Below are 21,940 nucleotides of genomic sequence, written 5' to 3'. Positions count from 1 at the left end.
CGCCATTCCGGCGGGGCTTTGACTTTTCCGCTTTACAACACGGAAACCGAGACAGCAATGTCACCGTGATCGGTCCGGAAGACCTCGGCTTCACTGCACATACCATCCGTCTCAGGGGCAACGACCAGCTCCCGGGCCAGCGTTTCCTGCATCAGATATTCCTGATGCTGTGTGACCCAGCCCGCCAGCGCCGCCGGCGCCTGCAGCTCAATCCGGATCCGGTCGCTGACCCGGAAGCCGCTGTCTTTGCGCAGCTTCTGGATCCGGCTGATCACCTCCCGGACCGCTCCTTCCCCGATCAGTGCATCAGACAATTGAGGATCCACATCCAGTGAAATAAACCGGTTCGACACGGCATGGGTCCCTTCTTTCGCCTGACGGTAGAGGACAATCTCTTCATCACTGAAGACCTGTCCGTCCAGCTCCAGCTCTCCCGACTCCTGCAATGTCGTCAATTGCGCCTCGGTCAGGGTATGGATCAACCCGGTGTAGTGCTTCATCTGCGTGCCCAGCTTACGGCCCAGCAGGGCAAAGTTCGGTTTGGCATAAAAATCGATGTAATCCGCCTCTTGCTCGCTGAAGTGAACCGTTTTCACATTCAGCTCAGCCCGGATATAGTCTGACAACCGGGCCACATCCGCCAGCACGGCCGGATCGCGATGAAGCACGGTGATCCGGCTGAGCGGCGTCTTGATTTTGATTTTCAGATCGTTCCGCTTCTGCCGCCCCATCGTCACCAGATGCTGGAAGCGCTCGACCGAAGCTTCCAGCGCCGGTTGCTGCATCGCAGGCTGTGCTTCAGGGTACGGACACAGATGTACCGATTCCGGCACGCTCCCGGGCTGACGGAATGCCAGCAGTCCCTGATAGAGATGTTCTGACAGGAAAGGCGCAAACGGCGCCATCAGGGTGCCGAAGGTCTCCAGGCAATGGAACAGGGTCTGGAAAGCCCGGGATTTATCCCCGCTCATCCCATCCTGCCAGAAGCGGGCCCGGTTCAGACGGATATACCAGTTGGTCAGCTGCTCAATAAAATCAAACAGCGCCGGAACCACCTGATAAAGCCGGTACTGCTGCATCTCATCGTTCACCCGCCGGGTCAGGGTCTGAAGGCGGGACAGGATCCACTGATCCAGGATATTATCGCTTGGCATCTGCGCCGGTGAAAACTGCCACTGATCCAGTGCCGCATAGGTCGCAAAGAACTTGTAGCCGTTGTACCAGGGCAGCAGGACCCGGCGGACCATTTCCTGCACTCCACTGTCGGCAAAGCGCTGTTCTTCAGCCTTGACCAGTCCGGAATTGATCAGATACAGCCGCAGGGCGTCAGCGCCGTACTGCTCCATCAGCACATCCGGCGCGGTATAGTTCTTCAGACGCTTGGACATTTTCTTCCCGTCTTCAGCCATCACGATGCCGTTGACGATGACATTCCGAAACGCCGCCTGGCCGAACAGGCACTGACTCAGAACCTGCAGGGTATAGAACCAGCCCCGGGTCTGATCCACCCCTTCGGCAATAAACGCCGCAGGAAAATTCTTTTCAAACTGATCTTTGTTCTCAAACGGATAATGCACCTGGGCATAAGGCATGGCGCCGGACTCAAACCAGCAGTCAAACACTTCCGCGATGCGGCGGTAGACTCCGGCTTCGCCCGGCAGGGTAAAAGTCAGGTCGTCCACATGGTCGCGGTGCAGATCCTCGACCGTCACCCCGGTATAACGGGCCAGCTCCTCACGCGAGCCGAGGCACAGCTGGCTGCCGGTGGTGTCGTTGATCCAGATCGGCAGCGGGGTACCCCAGTAGCGGTTGCGGGACACAGCCCAGTCTTTGGCGCCTGCCAGCCATTTGCCCATCCGCCCTTCCTGCAGATGATCCGGCACCCAGTTCACCTGCCGGTTATTCGCCACCAGTGCGTCACGCATTGATTCGACCCGGATATACCAGGACGGTACAGTGCGGTAGATGATCGGGGTATCCGAGCGCGGACAGAAGGGGTAGCTGTGCAAAAGGGTCTCCTGCCGGTACAGCAGCCCCTGCGCTTTGAGAGCCTGAATGATCGCCTTATCAGCGTCTTTGACGTACATCCCCTGATAGTCCGGTACTTCAGCGGTAAAGCGTCCGCGGCCGTCCAGCGGACAGGGCGCCCCCTGAATGCCATGGGCTCTGGCAACCCGCTGATCATCTTCCCCGAAGGCCGGCGCCATATGCACAATCCCGGTCCCGTTGTCCGTCGAGACAAAGTCATCCGCCAGCACCCGGAACGCGCCGTCAGCCGCATGTCCGGCAAAACAGTCAAAGACCGGCCGGTAACGCTTCCCTGCCAGTTCAGCCCCGGACCGGGTTTCCAGTACCGCCACATCCCGTCCTTTACAGACGGCCGCCAACCGGGATTCTGCCAGCCACACATCGCCCCCGAGCACGTCATCATGCACTTTGACATAGGAGATATCCGGGCCGACACACAAGGCCAGATTCGCCGGCAGCGTCCAGGGGGTCGTGGTCCACGCAGCCAGATACCCGTCCTCATCCGCTAATTTGAAAAGCACGGTGATGGCCGGATCCTGAACGTCTTTGTAGTTGGAGGTTGCCTCAAAGTTCGACAGGACGGTCTCCAGCTCAGTTGAGTAAGCAACCACTTTCTCACCCTGATAAACCAGTCCCTTGTCCCACAACTGCCGGAACACCCACCACACCGACTCCATATACCAGGGCTCCATGGTGCGGTAGTCGTTGTCAAAATCAACCCAGCGCCCCAAGCGTGAAATGGTCTTCTCCCATTCCCGGGTATAACGCTGCACAATACCGCGGCACTCATCGTTGTAACGGGCAATCCCCAGCTGCTCAACCGCTTCCTTGGCTGACATTCCCAGCGTTTTATCGATCTCATGCTCGATCGGCAAGCCATGGCAGTCCCAGCCGAAACGGCGCTGCACAAAATGACCTTTCATCGTGAAATAACGCGGAATGACATCTTTGATCGTCGAAGCCACCAGATGGCCGTGGTGCGGCAGGCCGGTTGCAAACGGAGGGCCGTCGTAAAACACGTATTCCGGCTGGTGGGCCGACTGTGCCAGCGACTGCCGGAAGATCTGCCGGTCCTGCCAGAATCCGAGCACGGCATGTTCGGCCTCGACAAAGGAAAAAACGGATGATGCAGACGCGTCAGATAACTGATCGGTCTGGGACGGGGTTTCTTTTGAACTCATGGCTGCCTCTCTGCGACTGGGGCCCGGGAAGCAGTGATCAAAAAACCCGCCTCCAGGGCGGGTTTGACGTTATTCAAGCACAAGCGAACCCACCACTCCTAAGGAATGATGATAATAATTCGCTGTGGGTTCAATAAGGTCTTCATGCATTCAACTTAAGCCGCAGACCGGCACCTGTCAACACGATATGCAATTCAGGCCTCATATAACACTCCGGATCACCGTCTGCGGGATCAGACAGTCCATTCCCCGCAAACACGGACATCACGTCGATCGGACACGCGAGCATGATCTGCCGGAAACTGTAAAAGCAGGGAAGATCCTTGGGACCCCCTGTGAGCAAATCAAATAATCCATTGAATTAAAAAGATTTTATTTTATCCAGATCATATTGGACTGTACGCTGTCCAAGGTCATGCCCGGATCGCCCCCGACCCCATCCCTCTGACACCACGCCCCATCCCTGCCAGGAGATCTCCCGCACAGCCGGAGCAAGCGCATTACAGGGGTTTCCTTCCCGGGTGTTCCGGGTACAATCCGGACATTTCAGATAACATTTACACAAAGAGGACACGATGGCTGCAATTACCCTGATCACCGGCAGCACCTTAGGAGGTGCGGAATACGTCGCCGATCACCTGGCAGATCTGCTTTCCGAAGCCGGCCATACCACGACGATTATCAATCAGGCCGATCTGTCAGCGCTGGATCCGGACCAGATCTGGCTGCTGATCTGTTCCACCCACGGCGCCGGTGAATTTCCGGACAACATCCAGCCTTTTGTCAGCCAGCTCCAGACCCAGCAACCGGACTTAACCCCGCTGCGTTATGGTCTTGTCGCGATCGGAGACAGCAGCTATGACACTTTCTGTCAGGCTGGTAAAGATCTTGACCACCTACTGGCCGGACAGGGAGCCAAACGCCTGGGCGAACGGCTGGAAATCGATGTTTCACAGGATCCGGTGCCGGAAGACCCGGCTGAAATCTGGCTAAACAGCTGGCAAAATCTCCTGTAATCCCCATCAGACTGGCGGAAATTATTCCCATAACCGCCAGTTTTTCACGATTCGGTTGTGGATAAATATAGATCTAAACGGTGATCAACCCTTTGTTATCCAATGAACAAGATCATCACGCCGATACCCTTGTTGATAAGTGCCGATTTAGATCCCAGGGTTTCCCAACGAAGATCCCACTTCCCTCACAAGTAATGATCCTTCCTAACTCCATGATCATCAGGATCAAAAATCACTTATCCACACGATCCGGCGATCCTAATAGTAGATCCAATAAAAGATCTCTTTAAAAGATCTTATATATATTTAGGATCAAATCCCCTGATCATTTGATCGTCAAGAGTGATTCTTTCTTGCCTTGAAACGCGGTAGAATATCCCCCCTTTGCTCCAAGCAAATTGACTGGCTAATTGATCACCTGAGGTAGTTTCATGTTTTACCAGGAAAATTTTGATGTCATCGTGGTAGGTGGCGGTCATGCCGGAACGGAAGCCGCGCTGGCAGCAGCACGTATGGGTCAGAAAACCCTGCTGTTGACCCATAATATCGATACGCTGGGACAAATGTCTTGTAACCCGGCGATTGGCGGGATCGGAAAAGGTCACCTGGTAAAAGAAGTGGACGCCCTGGGTGGCATCATGGCCCGCGCGATAGATAAGGGCGGCATTCAGTTCCGGACCCTGAATTCATCAAAAGGCCCGGCAGTCCGAGCCACCCGTGCCCAGGCTGACCGTGCGCTTTATAAAGCCGCTGTGCGTGAAGCGCTGGAAAACCAGCCAAACCTGATGCTGTTCCAGCAGGCGGTCAATGATCTGATTGTTGAGAACGACCGGGCTGTCGGCGTTGTGACTGAAATGGGACTCAAGTTCCGCGCACGTGCCGTGGTCCTGACCGTGGGAACTTTCCTGGGGGGCAAGATCCATATCGGTCTGGAAAATTACAGCGGCGGCCGCGCCGGGGATCCACCGTCGATCGCACTGGCGGAGCGTCTGCGTGCCCTGCCTTTCCGAGTTGATCGTCTGAAAACCGGTACACCACCGCGCATTGACGCCCGTACAGTGGATTTCAGCCAGTTACAGGCACAGCATGGTGACAATCCGACGCCGGTGTTTTCCTTCATGGGGAAACAGACGGATCATCCGCGTCAGATCCCGTGTTTCATCACGCACACCAATGAGCAGACCCATGATGTGATCCGCAATAACCTGGATCGCAGCCCGATGTATTCCGGGGTGATCGAGGGGATCGGTCCGCGTTACTGTCCGTCGATCGAAGACAAAGTCATGCGCTTTGCCGATAAAAACAGCCATCAGATCTTCATTGAACCGGAAGGCCTGACGACCCATGAGCTGTATCCGAACGGGATTTCCACCAGCCTGCCGTTTGACGTGCAGATGCAAATCGTTCGTTCGATGAAAGGCTTTGAAAATGCCAGCATCATCCGTCCGGGTTATGCCATTGAGTACGATTTCTTTGATCCGCGTGATCTGAAACCGACGCTGGAAACCAAATTTATTGACGGTCTGTTCTTTGCCGGTCAGATCAACGGGACAACCGGCTACGAAGAAGCGGCCGCACAGGGGCTGCTGGCCGGGATGAACGCCGCACTGCAGTCGCAGGACAAAGACGGCTGGAGCCCGCGTCGTGATCAGGCCTATCTGGGCGTACTGATCGACGACCTGTCAACCATGGGCACCAAAGAACCGTACCGCATGTTTACCTCCCGTGCCGAGTACCGCCTGCTGCTGCGCGAAGACAATGCCGATATCCGTCTGACCGAACTCGGTCGTCAGTTGGGTCTGGTCGATGACGCACGCTGGGCACGCTTCAATGAAAAAATGAATCATATGGAGCAGGAACGTCAGCGTCTGAAAGAGATCTGGATCCATCCGGCTTCTGAGCATGCGGCGTCCGTCAATGCATTTCTGAAAACCCCGCTGGTTCGCGAAGCCAGCGGTGAAGATCTGCTGCGCCGTCCGGAAGTGACCTATGAGCAGCTGACGGCCCAGGCGCCGTTTGGCCCGGCGCATGAGGATGCCCAGGCCAGTGAGCAGGTTGAAATTCAGGTTAAATACCAGGGCTATATCGACCGCCAGAAAGAAGAGGTGGAGAAATCGCTGCGTCATGAGCAGAGCAAGCTGCCGGCTGATCTGGATTACAGTCTGGTGAAAGGCCTTTCTAATGAGGTCATTGCTAAGCTGAATGAAGCCAAACCCGCGACGATTGGCATGGCCTCCCGGATTTCCGGCGTCACGCCAGCCGCGATTTCGCTGCTGCTGGTCTACCTGAAAAAACATGGGTTGCTGAAGAAAGGTGACGCGGAGGCAGCAGCGTGAAAGAACGTCTGGCACAACTGATTTCAAAAACTGAACTCAAGGTCACAGAACAGCAACTTGAGCAGTTGGTGGGTTATGTTAGCCTGCTGCACAAGTGGAACAAAGCGTATAATCTGACGTCGGTCAGAGATCCGAACGAGATGCTGGTCAAACATATTTTGGACAGTATCGTCGTCAGCCCTTATCTGGCGCAGGGATCCCGGTTTATCGATGTCGGAACCGGCCCGGGTTTACCCGGGATTCCGCTGGCCATTATGCACCCGGACAAGCAGTTTACCCTGCTTGACAGTCTGGGGAAGCGGATCCGGTTTATCCGCCAGGTTGTGCATGAGCTGGGACTCGGCAATGTCACGCCGGTCCAGAGCCGTGTTGAAGAATTTATCCCGGAACAGGGCTTCGATGCTGTCCTGAGCCGGGCTTTTGCGTCGATGTCTGACATGGTTCACTGGTGCCGTCATCTGCCTTCGGCTGAAGGCCGGTTTATGGCACTGAAGGGCCAGGTTACGGAAGAGGAGCTGGCAGAACTGCCGTCATGGTGTTCTGTGAGTGAGGTCAAATCTTTGCATGTCCCCGACTTGGAGGGGGCGCGTCATTTAGTACTCTTGACGGCAAAGGAATGAATGAACGAGGGTGATTCGTGGGAAAAGTCATAGCTGTTGCCAACCAAAAGGGCGGCGTGGGTAAAACCACGACCTGTGTCAACCTGGCTGCGTCCCTGGCCGCAACCCAGCGCAAGGTGCTGGTGATTGATTTGGACCCGCAGGGTAATGCCACCATGGCCAGCGGTGTCGACAAGTATCAGGTTGACGCGACCGCATATGAACTTCTGGTCGAAGAAACCCCGTTCTCTGATGTGGTGATCACTGAAAATGCCGGTGGTTACCACCTGGTGGCGGCCAACGGCGACGTGACCGCTGCCGAAATCAAACTCATGGAAGTCTTTGCCCGTGAAGTCCGGCTGCGCACGGCCCTTGAACCGGTTCGTGAACACTATGATTTTATCTTCATTGACTGTCCGCCTTCCCTCAACCTGCTGACCATCAACGCAATGACAGCAGCAGACTCGGTTCTGGTACCAATGCAGTGCGAATATTTTGCACTGGAAGGCCTGACAGCCCTGATGGACACCATCAGTAAGCTGGCTGCCGTAGTCAATGCCGATCTTAAGATAGAAGGCTTGCTTCGCACCATGTATGATCCGCGCAACCGGCTGGCGAATGAAGTGTCCCAGCAGTTGAAGAAGCATTTTGGTGATAAGGTGTACCGCACCGTGATCCCACGTAACGTACGTCTGGCCGAAGCCCCGAGTCATGGTTGCCCGGCCATGTACTACGATAAAACCTCCAGCGGTGCCAAGGCTTACCTGGCGCTGGCCGGAGAGATGATTCGTCGTGAGGAAACCCAGCGGGAACCGGCTCAGGTAGAGGCGTAAGCAAGCATGTCCATGAATAAACGAGGCCTGGGAAAGGGTCTTGACGCACTGCTGGCCACCAGTTCGGTGGCCCGTGAACGACAACAGGCCGCAGAGGCCGTCAGCAAGGAAGAAACGGTACCGGCCGAAGGCGCACTGCGCGAACTGCCGGTCAGTCAGCTGCAACCGGGTCAGTATCAGCCTCGTCAGGATATGTCGGCGGAAGCGCTGGCGGAACTGACTGACTCCATCCGTGCTCAGGGGGTGATCCAGCCAATCGTGGTTCGCCAGCTGGCACCTCAACAGTATGAAATCATTGCCGGCGAACGCCGCTGGCGGGCATCACGTCAGGCCGGACTGCAAGTCGTTCCCTGTCTGGTGAAAAACGTGGACGACCGTGCCACCGTTGCGATTGCTCTGATTGAAAACATCCAGCGTGAAGACCTCAATGCCATTGAGGAAGCCCAGGCGCTGGAACGATTGCAGAATGAATTCTCCCTCACCCATCAGCAAATTGCCGAAGCACTCGGCAAGTCCCGTGCTGCGGTCTCCAACCTGCTGCGTCTGAATCAGCTGGAGCCTCAGGTCAAGCGGTTGCTGGCCCAGCGTCAGCTGGAAATGGGTCACGCCCGTGCATTGTTGTCTCTGGTTGCTGAGCAGCAACTGGAAGCAGCCCACACCGTCGTGGCGAAGTCTCTGACTGTCCGGGATACCGAGCGTCTGGTCAAGAAAATGCTCGCCCCGGCCCCAGAGGTCGCCCCTGCCCCTGTTGATCCCCAAGTCGAAGCGATAGAAAACCGTCTGAGTGAACAATTCGGCACTCAAGTTGCGATTAATCAAAGCAAAAGCGGGAAAGGTAAAATTATAATAAATTTTGACGAGCCTCAGAAGTTAGAGCAACTGCTGGCAATGTTAAGTTCGGAAGTGTGACGAGTTTCGTACTATTTTTGCCGTAAAAGTAACCACCGCGTGATCGGGATAATGTGTTATAAAATCTAACTGTTTTTTTGCTGTGATTAGATTGCATTCAATTTATTGAACCGTATAATTTTCGCAGTTTTCCCAGCACGACGTATGTGTAGTGGAACGGACTCGAGGAATGAATACATGGTTTCGGCGCTGGTCAGACCGGGACGCCAATTGGCGAAGCGGTTGTTGTTATTACAATCTGGCGTCGTTTTGACAACGGCAATCATGGCAGTGTTTGCTGTCAATGTTGACTGGGGAATCTCTGCACTGATCGGTGGCGGCATCTTTGTGATAGCTAACGCCGTTTTTTCTGTGTGCGCTTTTCTCTTTGGCGGAGCCAGTAAGGCCCGTCTGGTGATGGCGTCTTTCTACAGCGGAGAAGTGCTGAAAATCCTCACTACAGTCATCTTGTTTTCCCTTGTCTACCTGTATGTCGAGGTGGAACTTGTTCCCCTCAAACTGACCTATTTGCTGGCTCTGGGTATTAATATCTGTGCGCCGGTTTTATTCATTAACAACAACAAATAGGATGAGTTATGGCTGCGCCAGGTGAAGCGCTTACACCATCCAGTTACATCACTCACCACCTGACTAACTTATCAACCGATAAGCTGGGCCTGGTGAGCGAGGGAAGTTTCTGGGCGGTACACATCGACAGCCTCTTCTTCTCTGTGTTGACGGGTGCAATCTTTTTAGGATTGTTCCGTCTGGCAGCGAGAAAGGCGACCTCAGGGGTGCCGGGTAAGCTGCAGTGTTTTGTGGAAATCATGGTGGAATTCGTTGACAACAGCGTCAAAGAAACCTTTCATGGCCGCAACGCGCTGATAGCTCCGCTAGCTCTGACGATCTTCTGTTGGATTTTCCTGATGAACGTCATGGACTTGGTTCCAATCGACTTTCTTCCTTATCCGGCAGAGCATTGGTTGGGTATTCCTTATCTGAAGGTAGTACCGTCGGCCGATGTTAACATCACCATGGCAATGGCGCTGGGTGTCTTTGCATTGATGATTTATTACAGCATCAAGATCAAAGGCCTGGGCGGTTTTGCCAAAGAACTGGCATTACACCCGTTCAATCACCCGGTTATGATTCCGTTCAACCTGCTACTGGAAGTAGTTTCGCTGCTGGCGAAGCCTATTTCTCTGGGTATGCGTCTGTTCGGTAACATGTTCGCCGGTGAGGTGGTGTTTATCCTTATCGCGGCACTGATGCCGTGGTGGGCACAATGGCTGGGCTCGGTTCCGTGGGCAATATTCCACATCCTGGTCATTACGATTCAATCTTTCGTCTTTATGATGCTGACTATCGTGTACCTGTCTCAGGCTCACGAAGACAATCATTAATACGTAAATACATTTTTTAAGTTTTTCTTTACAGGCATTTAGGCCGACAACAATAAACTGGAGATAGTGATGGAAACTTTACTAAGCTTTTCTGCAATTGCCGTGGGCATCATTGTAGGTCTTGCTGCCCTGGGTACTGCGATCGGTTTCGCCCTGCTGGGTGGTAAGTTCCTGGAAGGCGCTGCTCGTCAACCAGAAATGGCTCCAATGCTGCAAGTTAAGATGTTCATCATTGCAGGTCTGCTGGATGCGGTTCCAATGATCGGTATCGTAATCGCTCTGCTATTCACATTCGCAAACCCATTCGTTGGACAGCTGGCTGGTTAATCCACGAACGTAACGGACCCATAGCAACCCTTTTTAGGAGATGCCGTTGTGAATATGAATGCAACCTTGCTGGGTCAGGCTATCGCGTTTTTCCTGTTTGTGGTCTTCTGCATGAAATATGTATGGCCACCAATTATGGAAGCGATTGAGGAACGTCAGAAGAAAATTGCTGACGGTTTGGCAGCTGCGGATCGCGCTGCCAAAGATCTCAACCTGGCGCAGGCAAATGCTTCTGAGCAACTGAAAGAAGCAAAACGCACTGCAACTGAACTGATTGAGCAAGCGAACAAGCGCAAAGCTCAAATCATCGAAGAGGCCAAAGCGGAAGCGACGGCTGAGCGTGAAAAAATTCTGACTCAAGGTCGTGCCGAAATTGATGCAGAACGTAATCGCGCGCGCGATGAACTACGCAAACAAGTTGCAACTCTGGCTGTGATTGGTGCTGAGAAAATCATCGAGCGTTCTATTGATAAAGACGCTCATGCTGATCTTCTTAACAAAGTCACTGCAGAACTGTAATAGAAGGGGCAAGCAACATGTCGGAAATGACTACAATCGCACGCCCCTACGCTAAAGCAGCCTTTGATTATGCGGTTGAGAAAGGTGAGCTGGCCCAATGGTCAGAAATGCTCACCTTTGCTGCAGAAGTCGCAAAAAACGAAACGATTCAGGATGTCCTGGATGGTGGTTATGCGGCGGATAAGCTGGTGGAAATCTTCATTTCCGTCTGCGGCGAGCAACTCAACGAAGCCGGCCAGAACCTGATCAAGGTAATGGCTGAAAACGGACGTCTGAAAGCACTTCCTGATGTCAGTGCTCAGTTCCTGTTCCTGAAAGACGAACTGGAAAAAACCATCGACGCCACTGTGACCTCTGCGGTTGCACTGGACGAGGGTCAACTGAGTGCGATCAGTCAAAAGCTGGAAAAGCGTCTGGCGCGTAAGGTTAAGCTGAACTGCAGTGTAGACGAGACCCTGATTGCCGGGGTTGTAATTAGAGCCGGAGACTTAGTCATCGATCAATCAGTACGCGGCAAACTGGCCCGACTGAACGATACGTTGCAGTCTTGATTTGGGGAATTGGAGCATGCAACTTAATTCCACGGAAATTAGCGAACTGATCAAGCAGCGGATTGAAAAATTCAACGTTGCAAGTGAAGCGCGTAACGAAGGTACGATCGTTTCTGTCAGCGATGGTATCATTCGTATCCACGGCCTTGCAGACGTCATGCAAGGTGAAATGATTGAACTACCAGGCGGCCGTTACGCGCTGGCACTGAACCTTGAGCGTGACTCGGTTGGTGCAGTTGTAATGGGTCCTTATGCTGACCTGCAGGAAGGCATGAAAGTGACCGCGACCGGTCGTATCCTGGAAGTTCCAGTCGGCCCTGCCCTGCTGGGTCGTGTTGTGAACACCCTGGGTGAGCCAATCGATGGTAAAGGCCCAATCGAGAGTGACTTCACCTCGCCTGTCGAAGTGATTGCACCGGGTGTTATCGACCGTAAATCTGTTGACCAGCCTGTACAGACTGGCTACAAGGCGGTTGACTCGATGATTCCAATCGGCCGTGGCCAGCGTGAGCTGATCATCGGTGACCGTCAGATCGGTAAAACCGCACTGGCGATCGATGCCATCATCAACCAGAAGAATTCTGGTATCTACTCTATCTATGTTGCTATCGGTCAGAAAGCTTCAACCATCGCTAACGTGGTTCGTAAGCTGGAAGAGCACGGCGCATTGAAGAACACCATCGTTGTTGTTGCCTCTGCTTCTGAAGCAGCTGCACTGCAATACCTGGCGCCATATGCTGGTTGTGCTATGGGTGAATACTTCCGTGACCGCGGTGAAGATGCACTGATCGTATACGATGACCTGTCTAAGCAGGCTGTTGCTTACCGTCAGATCTCTCTGCTGCTGCGTCGTCCACCAGGCCGTGAAGCATTCCCTGGTGACGTTTTCTACCTCCACTCCCGTCTGCTGGAGCGTGCTGCTCGCGTGAGCGAAGAGTACGTAGAAAAGTTCACCAACGGTGAAGTGAAAGGCAAAACCGGTTCTCTGACTGCACTGCCAATCATCGAAACTCAGGCGGGCGACGTTTCTGCGTTCGTACCGACCAACGTGATTTCGATCACCGATGGCCAGATCTTCCTGCAAACTGAGCTGTTCAACGCCGGTATCCGTCCTGCGGTTGACCCAGGTATCTCAGTATCCCGTGTTGGTGGTGCTGCGCAGACCAAGATCATCAAAAAGCTGTCTGGTGGTATCCGTACCGCACTGGCTCAGTACCGTGAACTGGCGGCATTCGCACAGTTCTCTTCTGACCTGGATGACGCAACTAAGCGTCAGCTGGATCACGGCCAGAAAGTAACCGAGCTGATGAAGCAGAAGCAGTACTCTCCAATGTCTGTATTTGAGCAGGCGCTGGTGATTTTCTCTGCTGAGAAAGGTTACCTGAAAGATGTTGAGCTGACGAAGCTGGCAGATTTCGAAGCTGCGTTACTGTCTTACGCCAAGAGTCAATTCGCTGAGCTGGTTGCTCAGATTGATGAAACGGGTGCGTGGAACAACGAAGTTGAAGCCCAGTTCGTGAAACTGGTTGAAGATTTCAAAGCGACCCAGACTTGGTAATTGGTTGGTGATCGCAAGCGATCACCAGCTCAAGGAGAGTAACGATGGCCGGCGCAAAAGAGATACGTAACAAGATCGGCAGTGTGAAAAACACTCAGAAGATCACCAAAGCGATGGAGATGGTTGCTGCGTCTAAAATGCGTAAATCGCAAGACGCGATGGAATCATCACGCCCATACGCACAAACAATGCGCAAAGTGATCGGTCATATCGCCCTTGGTAGCCTCGAGTATAAGCATCCTTATCTTGAGGAGCGTGAGGCCAAGCGCGTAGGTTACATCATTGTTTCGACTGACCGCGGTCTGTGTGGTGGCTTGAACGTGAACATGTTCAAACAAGCTATTCACGGCATGAAGGCCTGGTCAGATAAAGGCGCTGAGGTTGAGCTGGCCCTGATTGGTGCCAAAGCTACAGCTTTCTTTAACAACTACGGTGGCCGTGTTGCGGCTCAGGTAACAGGTCTGGGTGACAAGCCTTCTGTTGATGAGCTGATCGGTACCGTGGGTGTCATGCTGAAGAAATATGATGAAGGCCAACTGGACCGTCTGTATCTGGTGTACAACAAATTTGTGAACACCATGGTGCAAGCGCCAGTGATCGATCAATTGCTGCCTTTGCCTAAGTCAGAAGACGAAGAAATGAAACGCAACCATGCTTGGGACTATATTTATGAGCCTGAGCCAAAACCTCTGCTGGATACCCTGCTGGTTCGCTATGTCGAATCTCAGGTCTATCAGGGTGTGGTCGAAAACCTTGCCTGTGAGCAAGCGGCCCGAATGGTTGCGATGAAAGCAGCAACTGATAATGCAGGTAACTTGATTGACGAACTGCAACTTGTGTACAACAAAGCCCGTCAGGCTGCGATCACACAAGAGCTGTCGGAAATCGTTTCTGGTGCCTCCGCTGTTTAAGGCAAAGAATTAATAAGTTTAGAGGATTAACGATGGCTACAGGTAAGATCGTACAGATCATCGGTGCGGTAGTCGACGTAGAGTTTCCACAGGATTCTGTACCCCAGGTATATGATGCCCTGCACGTTGATGCCAAAGAAAAAGGTACCTTGGTACTGGAAGTTCAGCAGCAGCTGGGCGGTGGCGTAGTTCGTGGTATCGCCATGGGTAGTTCTGATGGCCTGCGTCGTGGTCTGTCTGTTGAAAACACAGGTCGACCAATTGAAGTACCAGTCGGTACAGCGACTCTGGGACGTATCATGAACGTTCTGGGTCAGCCAATTGACGAGTGCGGTGAAATCGGTGAAGAAGAGCGTTACTCAATTCACCGTGCAGCACCAAGCTACGAAGAGCAGTCGAACGCAGTTGAACTGCTGGAAACCGGCGTAAAAGTTATTGACCTGGTTTGCCCATTCGCGAAGGGTGGTAAAATCGGTCTGTTCGGTGGTGCGGGTGTTGGTAAGACCGTCAACATGATGGAACTGATCAACAACATCGCCCTGAAACACTCAGGTCTGTCTGTATTCGCCGGTGTTGGTGAGCGGACGCGTGAAGGTAACGACTTCTACCACGAGATGCAGGAAGCCGGGGTTGTAAACCTGGAGAAACCTGAAGAATCTAAAGTAGCAATGGTTTACGGTCAGATGAACGAGCCACCGGGTAACCGTCTGCGTGTTGCTCTGACTGGCCTGACCATGGCTGAGAAGTTCCGTGATGAAGGCCGTGACGTACTGCTGTTCATCGATAACATCTATCGTTACACCCTGGCCGGTACAGAGGTATCTGCACTGCTGGGTCGTATGCCTTCTGCAGTAGGTTACCAGCCTACACTGGCAGAAGAGATGGGTGTGCTTCAGGAGCGTATCACCTCGACCAAGACTGGTTCTATCACATCTGTACAGGCCGTTTACGTTCCTGCGGATGACTTGACGGACCCGTCTCCGGCGACCACGTTCGCCCACCTGGATGCGACTGTTGTACTGTCTCGTCAGATTGCTTCTCTGGGTCTGTACCCAGCGATCGACCCACTGGATTCTACATCTCGTATGCTGGATCCGCTGGTGGTTGGTCAGGAGCACTATGATATCGCGCGTGGTGTTCAAAGCACCCTGCAGCGTTACAAAGAGCTGAAAGACATCATTGCCATTCTGGGTATGGACGAGCTGTCTGAAGAAGATAAGCAAGCTGTTGCCCGTGCACGTAAGATTGAGCGTTTCCTGACTCAGCCTTACCACGTTGCACAGGTCTTCACTGGCGACCCGGGTATCTACGTTCCACTGAAAGATACCCTGCGCAGCTTCAAAGGCCTGCTGGCTGGCGAATACGACGACATTCCAGAGCAGGCATTCATGTACTGCGGCGCGATCGAAGACGCACTGGAAAACGCGAAGAAGCTGTAAGCTGAACAGGAGGCGACATGGCAGCGATAACTTTCCATCTGGATGTAGTAAGCGCAGAGAAGAGTCTCTTTTCTGGTCGTGCTGAAAATATCCAGGTGACCGGCAGCGAAGGTGAACTGGGTATTCACGCAGGCCACACTCCGCTGCTGACCGCTATCACGCCCGGAATGGTTCGGATCGTAAAACAACACGGTGAGGAAGAAGTGATCTACCTCTCCGGTGGTATGCTGGAAGTTCAGCCGGGGACAGTGACTGTTCTGGCTGATACAGCTATCCGTGGTGTTGATCTGGACGCAGCCAAGGCTGAAGAAGCGAAACGTCAGGCTGAGGAGCGTATCCACAATCAGCACGGCGATATCGACTTCGCGCAAGCGGCCAGTGACCTGGCGAAAGCAATCGCTCAGCTTCGAGTTATCGAGCTGACCAAGCGTAAGCGTTAATCAGGCACCTGAGCAAAAAAGCGACCCCTTGGGTCGCTTTTTTTATATCTGTAGATTTCTTTCCGGCGGAAACTGCAGGAACAGTTCACAAAGCAGGCACTCGCCTGTATGCATTGTGTCAATAATATGCGGCAAAGGCTTATATCGGGCGCTCTGTGCCGATACAATGCATCAAGATAATTTTCACCATCATTAGAAGGGACACTGATTCATGAGCTTCAGCGCTGTGATCCTGGCTGCGGGTAAAGGCACTCGCATGTATTCTGCCCTGCCGAAAGTACTGCATACGCTGGCGGGCAAACCTATGGTTAAACACGTGATCGATACCTGCACCGATGCAGGGGCTGCCCATCTTCACCTGGTTTATGGTCATGGCGGCGATTTGATGAAAGAACGCCTGGTTGGAGAACCGGTGAACTGGGTTCTGCAGGCTGAGCAACTGGGAACCGGTCATGCGGTGAATCAGGCGGCTGAGTCTTTCGCGGATGATGAGCAGGTGCTGGTGCTGTACGGTGATGTCCCGCTGATCAGCAGCGAAACGTTGGAAAACCTGCTGGATGCACAACCGGAAGGCGGGATCGGTCTGCTGACTGTGGTGCTGGAAGATCCGACCGGTTATGGCCGGATTGTACGTGAAGATGAGGCCGTGGTTGCGATTGTTGAACAGAAAGATGCGACCGAGGCACAAAAAGCCATCTGTGAAATCAATACCGGTGTGCTGGTGGCGAATGGTGGTGATCTGAAGCGCTGGCTGGGTCAGCTGAAGAATGACAACGCTCAGGCTGAGTACTACCTGACCGATATCATCGCAATGGCGCATGCAGAAGGCCGTCAGATCCAGGCGGTTCATCCGGCCATGGCGGTGGAAGTTGAAGGCGTGAACAACCGTGTTCAGCTGGCGCGTCTGGAGCGGGCTTATCAGTTGATGCAGGCTGAGCGGTTGCTGGAGCAGGGAGTCATGCTGCGTGATCCGGCCCGTTTTGATCTGCGAGGGACACTACAGTGTGGTCAGGATGTGGAAATTGATGTCAATGTTGTGATCGAAGGCAACGTGACATTGGGGAATAACGTCGTGATTGGCGCTGGTTCTGTTCTGATTGACTGTGAAATTGACGATAACACCCTGATTCGTCCTTACAGCATCGTGGAAGGTGCGACGGTCGGTGAAGACTGTACGGTCGGTCCGTTTACCCGCCTGCGTCCGGGTGCTGAGCTGGTCGGTGATTCTCATGTCGGTAACTTTGTCGAGATGAAGAAGGCCCGTCTGGGTCAAGGGTCGAAAGCCAACCATCTGACTTATCTGGGGGATGCTGAGATCGGTGACCGCGTGAACATTGGTGCAGGAACCATTACCTGTAACTATGATGGTGCCAATAAGTTCCGGACTGAAATTGAAGACGATGTATTTGTGGGCTCGGATACGCAGCTGATCGCTCCGGTGAAAATCGGCAAAGGTGCCACCATTGGTGCCGGTGCAACGATCAACCGGGATGTGGGTGAAGGTGAGTTAGTGATTACCCGCGCCCCGGCCCGGACAATCAAAGGCTGGAAGCGGCCTGAGAAGAAAAAATAATCCGAATCCCGGAACAGAGAAGGCAGCGCATCGGCGCTGCTTTTTTGGATCTGCAGTCACACCTCCTCGCAACAACGTTTCAGCGCTTTTGGTAATTTCTTGATCTCAGTTGTTTTGTTTTGCTATATTTGGTTTCAGTTCGAAACTTAAATCATAAGAAAAACTTTTATGTCGAAACGAAACACTCAGCAACGGCGTCATGCCATTGTGGCGATGGTGAATGAACAGGGCGAAGTCAGTGTGGATGCACTGGCCCAGCAGTTTGCGACGTCTGAAGTCACCATCCGCAAAGATCTCGCGGCGTTAGAAACCACAGGTCTGCTGTTGCGCCGTTACGGCGGTGCGATTGCCATGCCGTCTGAAATCGTCGCCGCCGGGCACGAACCTGAAGTTTCGATTCGAAAGCAAGCTATCGCTCAGGCCGCAGCTGCCCGTATTCGTGACCATAACCGGATGATTATCGATAGCGGCAGCACCACGGCGGCGCTGATTGGATTGCTGGGTGACAAGCAGGGACTGATCGTGATGACCAACTCGCTCAATGTTGCCAATGCCCTCAATGAACTGGAAAACGAACCCACGCTGCTGATGACCGGTGGCACCTGGGACCCTCATTCTGAAGCCTTTCAGGGGCAAGTCGCGGAGTCTGTCCTGCGTTCCTATGATTTTGACCAGCTGTTTATCGGTGCAGACGGTATCGACATCAGTCGCGGCACCACCACTTTCAATGAGCTGATTGGCCTGAGCCGGGTTATGGCTGAAGTTTCCCGCGAAGTGGTGGTGATGGTCGAATCCAGCAAGGTCGGCCGTCGTATCCCCAATCTGGAACTGCCGTGGAGCAGTATCAACACCCTGATCACCGATGAAGGGCTGGATCCGGCCGCCAGGGCGGAAATTGAACAACAAGGGGTGCAGGTGATCTGTGCCGCCATCAATCAATAACGATATTTTTGCAGGAGAATCCTATGTGTGGAATCGTTGGGGCTGTTGCCCAGCGTGATGTAGCTGGCATTCTGATTGAAGGCCTGCGCCGTCTGGAATACCGGGGTTATGACTCGGCTGGTGTGGCGGTCGTCGATGGCAGCAACGCGCTGAATCGTGTTCGTCGTCTGGGTAAAGTTCAGGAACTGGCGGATGCGGTTGCGGCCAGTCCGATTTCCGGCGGCACCGGCATCGCACATACCCGCTGGGCGACCCATGGTGAGCCATCGGAAACCAATGCTCACCCGCACATGTCCGGTGATGAGATTGCCATTGTGCACAACGGCATTATTGAAAATCATGAATCCCTGCGCGCAGTGCTGACTGAACGTGGTTATACTTTCCTTTCTCAGACAGATACCGAAGTGATTGCTCACCTGGTTGACTGGGAATTGCGCACAGCAGCCACCCTGCTGGAAGCCGTGCAGAAGACTGTAACTCAGCTGGAAGGTGCCTACGGCACTGTGGTCATGGACCGTCGCGATCCGAGCCGGATTGTGGTTGCCCGTTCCGGCAGCCCGCTGGTGATCGGCTATGGTGTGGATGAGCATTTTGTGGCTTCTGATCAGCTGGCCCTGCTGCCGGTCACCCGCCGTTTTGCATTCCTGGAAGAAGGGGATGTGGCCGAAGTGACCCGTTTTGACGTGAAGATTTTTGACAAGCACGGCGAGCCGGTTGCACGCGAAATTAAAGAATCTGAAGTTTCCCATGACGCCGGCGACAAGGGCCAGTACCGCCATTACATGCTGAAAGAAATCTACGAGCAGCCGATTGCCCTGCAGCGCACGATGGAAGGCCGTCTGGCGAATGGTCAGGTTCTGGCTTCTGCGTTTGGTGAGCATGCTGCCGAGCTGCTGCAGAAAGTGAAGCATGTGCAGATCATTGCCTGCGGTACCAGCTACCATGCGGGTCTGGTTGCCCGTTACTGGCTGGAGCAATGGGCCGGTGTGTCCTGTAATGTGGAGATTGCCTCCGAATTCCGTTACCGCAAATCGCATGTGTTTGAGAACAGCCTGCTGGTGACGCTGTCTCAGTCCGGTGAAACCGCCGATACCCTGGCGGCGTTGCGTCTGGCGAAAGAGATGGGTTACATGGCCAGCCTGACGATTTGTAACGTGCCGGGGTCATCCCTGGTGCGCGAATCCGATCTGGCTTACATGATGAAAGCCGGGGCAGAAATCGGTGTGGCTTCAACCAAAGCCTTTACCGTTCAGCTGGCGGGCCTGCTGATGCTGGTGGCTGCGATTGGCCGTGGCAATCAGACCATGGATGAAACACAGGAAGCACAACTGGTGTCGGCCCTGCAAAGCCTGCCGTCTAAAATTGAGCAGACTCTGGCGATGGCGGGCGACATTGAAGCACTGGCGGAAGATTTCGCAGATAAGCATCATGCCCTGTTCCTGGGCCGTGGTGAGCAGTCTCCGATTGCGATGGAAGGTGCGCTGAAGCTGAAAGAGATCTCTTACATTCATGCGGAAGCCTATGCAGCAGGCGAGCTGAAACACGGTCCGCTGGCCCTGATCGATGCCGACATGCCGGTGATTGTGGTGGCGCCGAACAATGAATTGCTGGAGAAACTGAAGTCGAACGTGGAAGAAGTCCGTGCCCGTGGCGGCCTGATGTATGTGTTTGCGGATGTGAATGCCCACTTCGCCAGCGATGACACCATGACCGTGCTGAACGTACCGCACTGTGATGAGTTTATCGCGCCGATCCTCTATACCCTGCCATTGCAGCTGCTGTCTTATTACGTCGCGCTGATCAAAGGGACGGATGTCGATCAGCCCCGGAACCTGGCCAAGTCTGTAACGGTTGAGTAAGTCCGGTTGATCTTCACCTCGGTGAGATTGCCATTCAGGATGTTCTGCTGCGTCAGAATTCAGTCCTGAACATAGCATGTGATGTCTATTTCAAGCCTCCTGTCGGGTCATACCCGGCAGGAGGTTTTTCATTGTGGGATTCATCTTGTTAATGGATATTTAACTTGTATCATATGTCGCCGGGATGTAGCGGACGAAAGAGCGAATGACGTGAAAGGAGTCTCGTAGATGCGCAGGATGTCGTGGTCAATCTGTGGGTTGCTGACCCTCAATGGGATAACGATTTTAGGGAATGCCCTCACAGAGGTGGCTATCCCCTGGCTCATTCTGGAAATCTCAGACAGCCCGGCTCTGGTTGCTGCTGTGATGGCTGCGAAAATCACCCCTGTGATTTTGTCGACTTTCTTTAGCGCGCCATTTGTCGATCGGTTAGGGGCATTCAGGGCGTCGGTCCTTTCTGATCTGGTGAACTTTTTCAGTGTCTTGCTGATCCCTGTTTTCTATCATGCTGATCTGCTGACCCTCAGTCTTCTGGCGGCATTGCTGGTGCTCAGCACGTTATTGGATACCCCAAGCCGTTTAGCCAAGGATGTGATTTTAAGACATGAAATCAAACGGCATCAGTTGGATCATCACCTGATTAATGGGGTGAATACCACCCTGGAAAACATCTGTGATCTTTTGGGCCCGGTGGTTGCGGCTCTGATTGTGGCGGCTTTTGGCACGATCAGCGCTCTGTACTTTGATGCAGCGACATTCTTCGCGGTTGCATTCGGCATGATTGTTCTGAAGAAGCATTTCAGGCCGGAGGCGGAACGCACGAAGCCTGATTCTGCCCCTCCGCTGAGGTATTTTTCAGAAGGGATGAAGTACCTGAGACAGCAGCGCGCCCTTTTGTCTGTGCTTTACCTCAGTGCCACGGTTAATCTTGTCATCACCCCGTTCCTTTTTGTCTATCTGCCCTATTTGAACAAGTTTGTATTTGAGTCCGTGATGAGTCTGGGGGTATCCATGACATGCTTCGGGGCCGGTACCAGCGTTTCGTCTTTGCTTTTTGGCTTTTTCGGCAAGCGGTTTTCGAACCGGCAGATCATGTTCACGGGCTACTTATCGCTGGCGGTGGTGCTTCTCTCAATGTCATTCTTCGCGAGCCAGCCGCTGTTTTTCATTCAGCTTTTTGTTATCGGGCTGTGCCTCGGGTTTGCTGGTCCGATTGAAGTCACCCTGATCCAAACCGTGGTGCCTGAAGCTTTGTTCGGGCGGGTGATGACGCTGTTCTCTTCTGTCCGCTTTCTTTCGGTTCCCGCCGGCTATTTGGTGTTCGGCTGGCTCTTAGAGTCGGCTTTCGCGAACTGGACGCCGGTCGTCATGGCCAGTACCGTGCTGATGGGGGTCATTGCTTACTGGCGGATGAATACGGCTTCCTCCATACGCTTGAACCCGGCAGAAATTGAAAAGGACGTGTAAGACGTTCGCTTCATATTCAACGGGTTGCCCGGAATCCGTCCGGGTCAGTGACTGCTGAGTCAGACAACCC

General features: G+C 53.6%; 19 protein-coding genes. 18 read left to right on the top strand and 1 reads right to left on the bottom strand.

The genetic code is table 11. The features are described from left to right. Positions 1–32: 32 nt before the first annotated feature. On the bottom strand, positions 33–3,209 hold the full coding sequence (gene ileS, locus L4174_RS16475; protein WP_248144731.1) for an isoleucine--tRNA ligase: 3,177 nt from the start codon (positions 3,207–3,209) through the stop codon (positions 33–35). Positions 3,210–3,784: 575 nt separating this feature from the next. On the opposite strand from ileS, the gene mioC reads away from it, so the two are divergent. The 18 genes from mioC (at position 3,785) to L4174_RS16385 (ending at position 21,870) form a co-directional block, all read left to right on the top strand. Further along, complete coding sequence (mioC, locus tag L4174_RS16470; protein ID WP_248144732.1) at positions 3,785–4,225, top strand: FMN-binding protein MioC; 441 nt, start codon at positions 3,785–3,787, stop codon at positions 4,223–4,225. A gap of 431 nt (positions 4,226–4,656) precedes the next feature. Then, complete coding sequence (gene mnmG / locus L4174_RS16465; RefSeq protein ID WP_248144733.1) at positions 4,657–6,561, top strand: tRNA uridine-5-carboxymethylaminomethyl(34) synthesis enzyme MnmG; 1,905 nt, start codon at positions 4,657–4,659, stop codon at positions 6,559–6,561. Continuing rightward, positions 6,558–7,181 carry a 16S rRNA (guanine(527)-N(7))-methyltransferase RsmG gene (gene rsmG, locus L4174_RS16460; protein ID WP_248144734.1) on the top strand — a complete coding sequence of 208 codons (624 nt, stop codon included), beginning with the start codon at positions 6,558–6,560 and terminating at the stop codon, positions 7,179–7,181. The genes mnmG and rsmG overlap by 4 nt, the downstream gene beginning before the upstream one ends. 17 nt (positions 7,182–7,198) lie before the next feature. Beyond that, positions 7,199–7,993: a ParA family protein gene (locus L4174_RS16455; RefSeq protein WP_248144735.1), complete on the top strand. Its 795-nt coding sequence runs from the start codon at positions 7,199–7,201 to the stop codon at positions 7,991–7,993. Between the two features lie 12 nt (positions 7,994–8,005). Beyond that, positions 8,006–8,902: a ParB/RepB/Spo0J family partition protein gene (locus L4174_RS16450; protein ID WP_248144736.1), complete on the top strand. Its 897-nt coding sequence runs from the start codon at positions 8,006–8,008 to the stop codon at positions 8,900–8,902. Positions 8,903–9,079: 177 nt separating this feature from the next. After that, positions 9,080–9,469, top strand: a complete 390-nt coding sequence (locus L4174_RS16445; protein ID WP_248144737.1) for a F0F1 ATP synthase subunit I — start codon at positions 9,080–9,082, stop codon at positions 9,467–9,469. Between the two features lie 8 nt (positions 9,470–9,477). After that, positions 9,478–10,284: a F0F1 ATP synthase subunit A gene (atpB, locus tag L4174_RS16440; RefSeq protein ID WP_036751196.1), complete on the top strand. Its 807-nt coding sequence runs from the start codon at positions 9,478–9,480 to the stop codon at positions 10,282–10,284. Between the two features lie 69 nt (positions 10,285–10,353). After that, complete coding sequence (atpE, locus tag L4174_RS16435; protein ID WP_005302247.1) at positions 10,354–10,611, top strand: F0F1 ATP synthase subunit C; 258 nt, start codon at positions 10,354–10,356, stop codon at positions 10,609–10,611. A 48-nt stretch (positions 10,612–10,659) separates the two neighbouring features. Then, complete coding sequence (gene atpF / locus L4174_RS16430; RefSeq protein WP_248144738.1) at positions 10,660–11,130, top strand: F0F1 ATP synthase subunit B; 471 nt, start codon at positions 10,660–10,662, stop codon at positions 11,128–11,130. Positions 11,131–11,147: 17 nt separating this feature from the next. Continuing rightward, the gene (atpH, locus tag L4174_RS16425; protein ID WP_248144739.1) at positions 11,148–11,681 is read left to right on the top strand and encodes a F0F1 ATP synthase subunit delta; all 534 of its coding nucleotides are present in this window, start codon (positions 11,148–11,150) and stop codon (positions 11,679–11,681) included. 16 nt (positions 11,682–11,697) lie between these two features. Then, positions 11,698–13,239, top strand: a complete 1,542-nt coding sequence (gene atpA, locus L4174_RS16420; RefSeq protein WP_248144740.1) for a F0F1 ATP synthase subunit alpha — start codon at positions 11,698–11,700, stop codon at positions 13,237–13,239. A 44-nt stretch (positions 13,240–13,283) separates the two neighbouring features. Further along, complete coding sequence (gene atpG, locus L4174_RS16415) at positions 13,284–14,150, top strand: F0F1 ATP synthase subunit gamma (RefSeq protein ID WP_248144741.1); 867 nt, start codon at positions 13,284–13,286, stop codon at positions 14,148–14,150. A gap of 32 nt (positions 14,151–14,182) precedes the next feature. Then, positions 14,183–15,589, top strand: a complete 1,407-nt coding sequence (atpD, locus tag L4174_RS16410; protein ID WP_248144742.1) for a F0F1 ATP synthase subunit beta — start codon at positions 14,183–14,185, stop codon at positions 15,587–15,589. 17 nt (positions 15,590–15,606) lie between these two features. After that, positions 15,607–16,029 (top strand): F0F1 ATP synthase subunit epsilon, encoded by a 423-nt coding sequence (locus L4174_RS16405; protein WP_248144743.1) that lies wholly within the window; start codon positions 15,607–15,609, stop codon positions 16,027–16,029. A 211-nt stretch (positions 16,030–16,240) separates the two neighbouring features. Further along, positions 16,241–17,602 carry a bifunctional UDP-N-acetylglucosamine diphosphorylase/glucosamine-1-phosphate N-acetyltransferase GlmU gene (glmU, locus tag L4174_RS16400; RefSeq protein WP_248144744.1) on the top strand — a complete coding sequence of 454 codons (1,362 nt, stop codon included), beginning with the start codon at positions 16,241–16,243 and terminating at the stop codon, positions 17,600–17,602. Positions 17,603–17,770: 168 nt separating this feature from the next. Further along, positions 17,771–18,544 (top strand): DeoR/GlpR family DNA-binding transcription regulator, encoded by a 774-nt coding sequence (locus L4174_RS16395; protein WP_248144745.1) that lies wholly within the window; start codon positions 17,771–17,773, stop codon positions 18,542–18,544. 23 nt (positions 18,545–18,567) lie between these two features. Continuing rightward, positions 18,568–20,403 (top strand): glutamine--fructose-6-phosphate transaminase (isomerizing), encoded by a 1,836-nt coding sequence (glmS, locus tag L4174_RS16390; RefSeq protein ID WP_248144746.1) that lies wholly within the window; start codon positions 18,568–18,570, stop codon positions 20,401–20,403. Positions 20,404–20,631: 228 nt separating this feature from the next. Continuing rightward, entirely contained in the window at positions 20,632–21,870 is a 1,239-nt protein-coding gene (locus tag L4174_RS16385; protein ID WP_248144747.1) for an MFS transporter, read from the top strand. The last annotated feature ends 70 nt before the right edge of the window (positions 21,871–21,940 follow it).

The organism is Photobacterium sp. CCB-ST2H9 (assembly GCF_023151555.2).
GTDB lineage: Bacteria > Pseudomonadota > Gammaproteobacteria > Enterobacterales > Vibrionaceae > Photobacterium.
The sequence above is the reverse complement of the archived record's forward strand: the minus strand, read 5'-3'. Positions and strand labels throughout refer to the sequence as shown.

Excerpts from the sequence above, each read along its gene's own strand:
- ileS (WP_248144731.1), bottom strand. The coding sequence starts at position 3,209 with ATGAGTTCAAAAGAAACCCCGTCCCAGACCGATCAGTTATCTGACGCG.
- mioC (WP_248144732.1), top strand. The coding sequence starts at position 3,785 with ATGGCTGCAATTACCCTGATCACCGGCAGCACCTTAGGAGGTGCGGAA.
- mnmG (WP_248144733.1), top strand. The coding sequence starts at position 4,657 with ATGTTTTACCAGGAAAATTTTGATGTCATCGTGGTAGGTGGCGGTCAT.
- L4174_RS16450 (WP_248144736.1), top strand. The coding sequence starts at position 8,006 with ATGAATAAACGAGGCCTGGGAAAGGGTCTTGACGCACTGCTGGCCACC.
- L4174_RS16445 (WP_248144737.1), top strand. The coding sequence starts at position 9,080 with ATGGTTTCGGCGCTGGTCAGACCGGGACGCCAATTGGCGAAGCGGTTG.
- atpB (WP_036751196.1), top strand. The coding sequence starts at position 9,478 with ATGGCTGCGCCAGGTGAAGCGCTTACACCATCCAGTTACATCACTCAC.
- atpE (WP_005302247.1), top strand. The coding sequence starts at position 10,354 with ATGGAAACTTTACTAAGCTTTTCTGCAATTGCCGTGGGCATCATTGTA.
- atpH (WP_248144739.1), top strand. The coding sequence starts at position 11,148 with ATGTCGGAAATGACTACAATCGCACGCCCCTACGCTAAAGCAGCCTTT.
- atpA (WP_248144740.1), top strand. The coding sequence starts at position 11,698 with ATGCAACTTAATTCCACGGAAATTAGCGAACTGATCAAGCAGCGGATT.
- atpG (WP_248144741.1), top strand. The coding sequence starts at position 13,284 with ATGGCCGGCGCAAAAGAGATACGTAACAAGATCGGCAGTGTGAAAAAC.
- atpD (WP_248144742.1), top strand. The coding sequence starts at position 14,183 with ATGGCTACAGGTAAGATCGTACAGATCATCGGTGCGGTAGTCGACGTA.
- L4174_RS16405 (WP_248144743.1), top strand. The coding sequence starts at position 15,607 with ATGGCAGCGATAACTTTCCATCTGGATGTAGTAAGCGCAGAGAAGAGT.
- glmU (WP_248144744.1), top strand. The coding sequence starts at position 16,241 with ATGAGCTTCAGCGCTGTGATCCTGGCTGCGGGTAAAGGCACTCGCATG.
- L4174_RS16395 (WP_248144745.1), top strand. The coding sequence starts at position 17,771 with ATGTCGAAACGAAACACTCAGCAACGGCGTCATGCCATTGTGGCGATG.
- glmS (WP_248144746.1), top strand. The coding sequence starts at position 18,568 with ATGTGTGGAATCGTTGGGGCTGTTGCCCAGCGTGATGTAGCTGGCATT.
- L4174_RS16385 (WP_248144747.1), top strand. The coding sequence starts at position 20,632 with ATGCGCAGGATGTCGTGGTCAATCTGTGGGTTGCTGACCCTCAATGGG.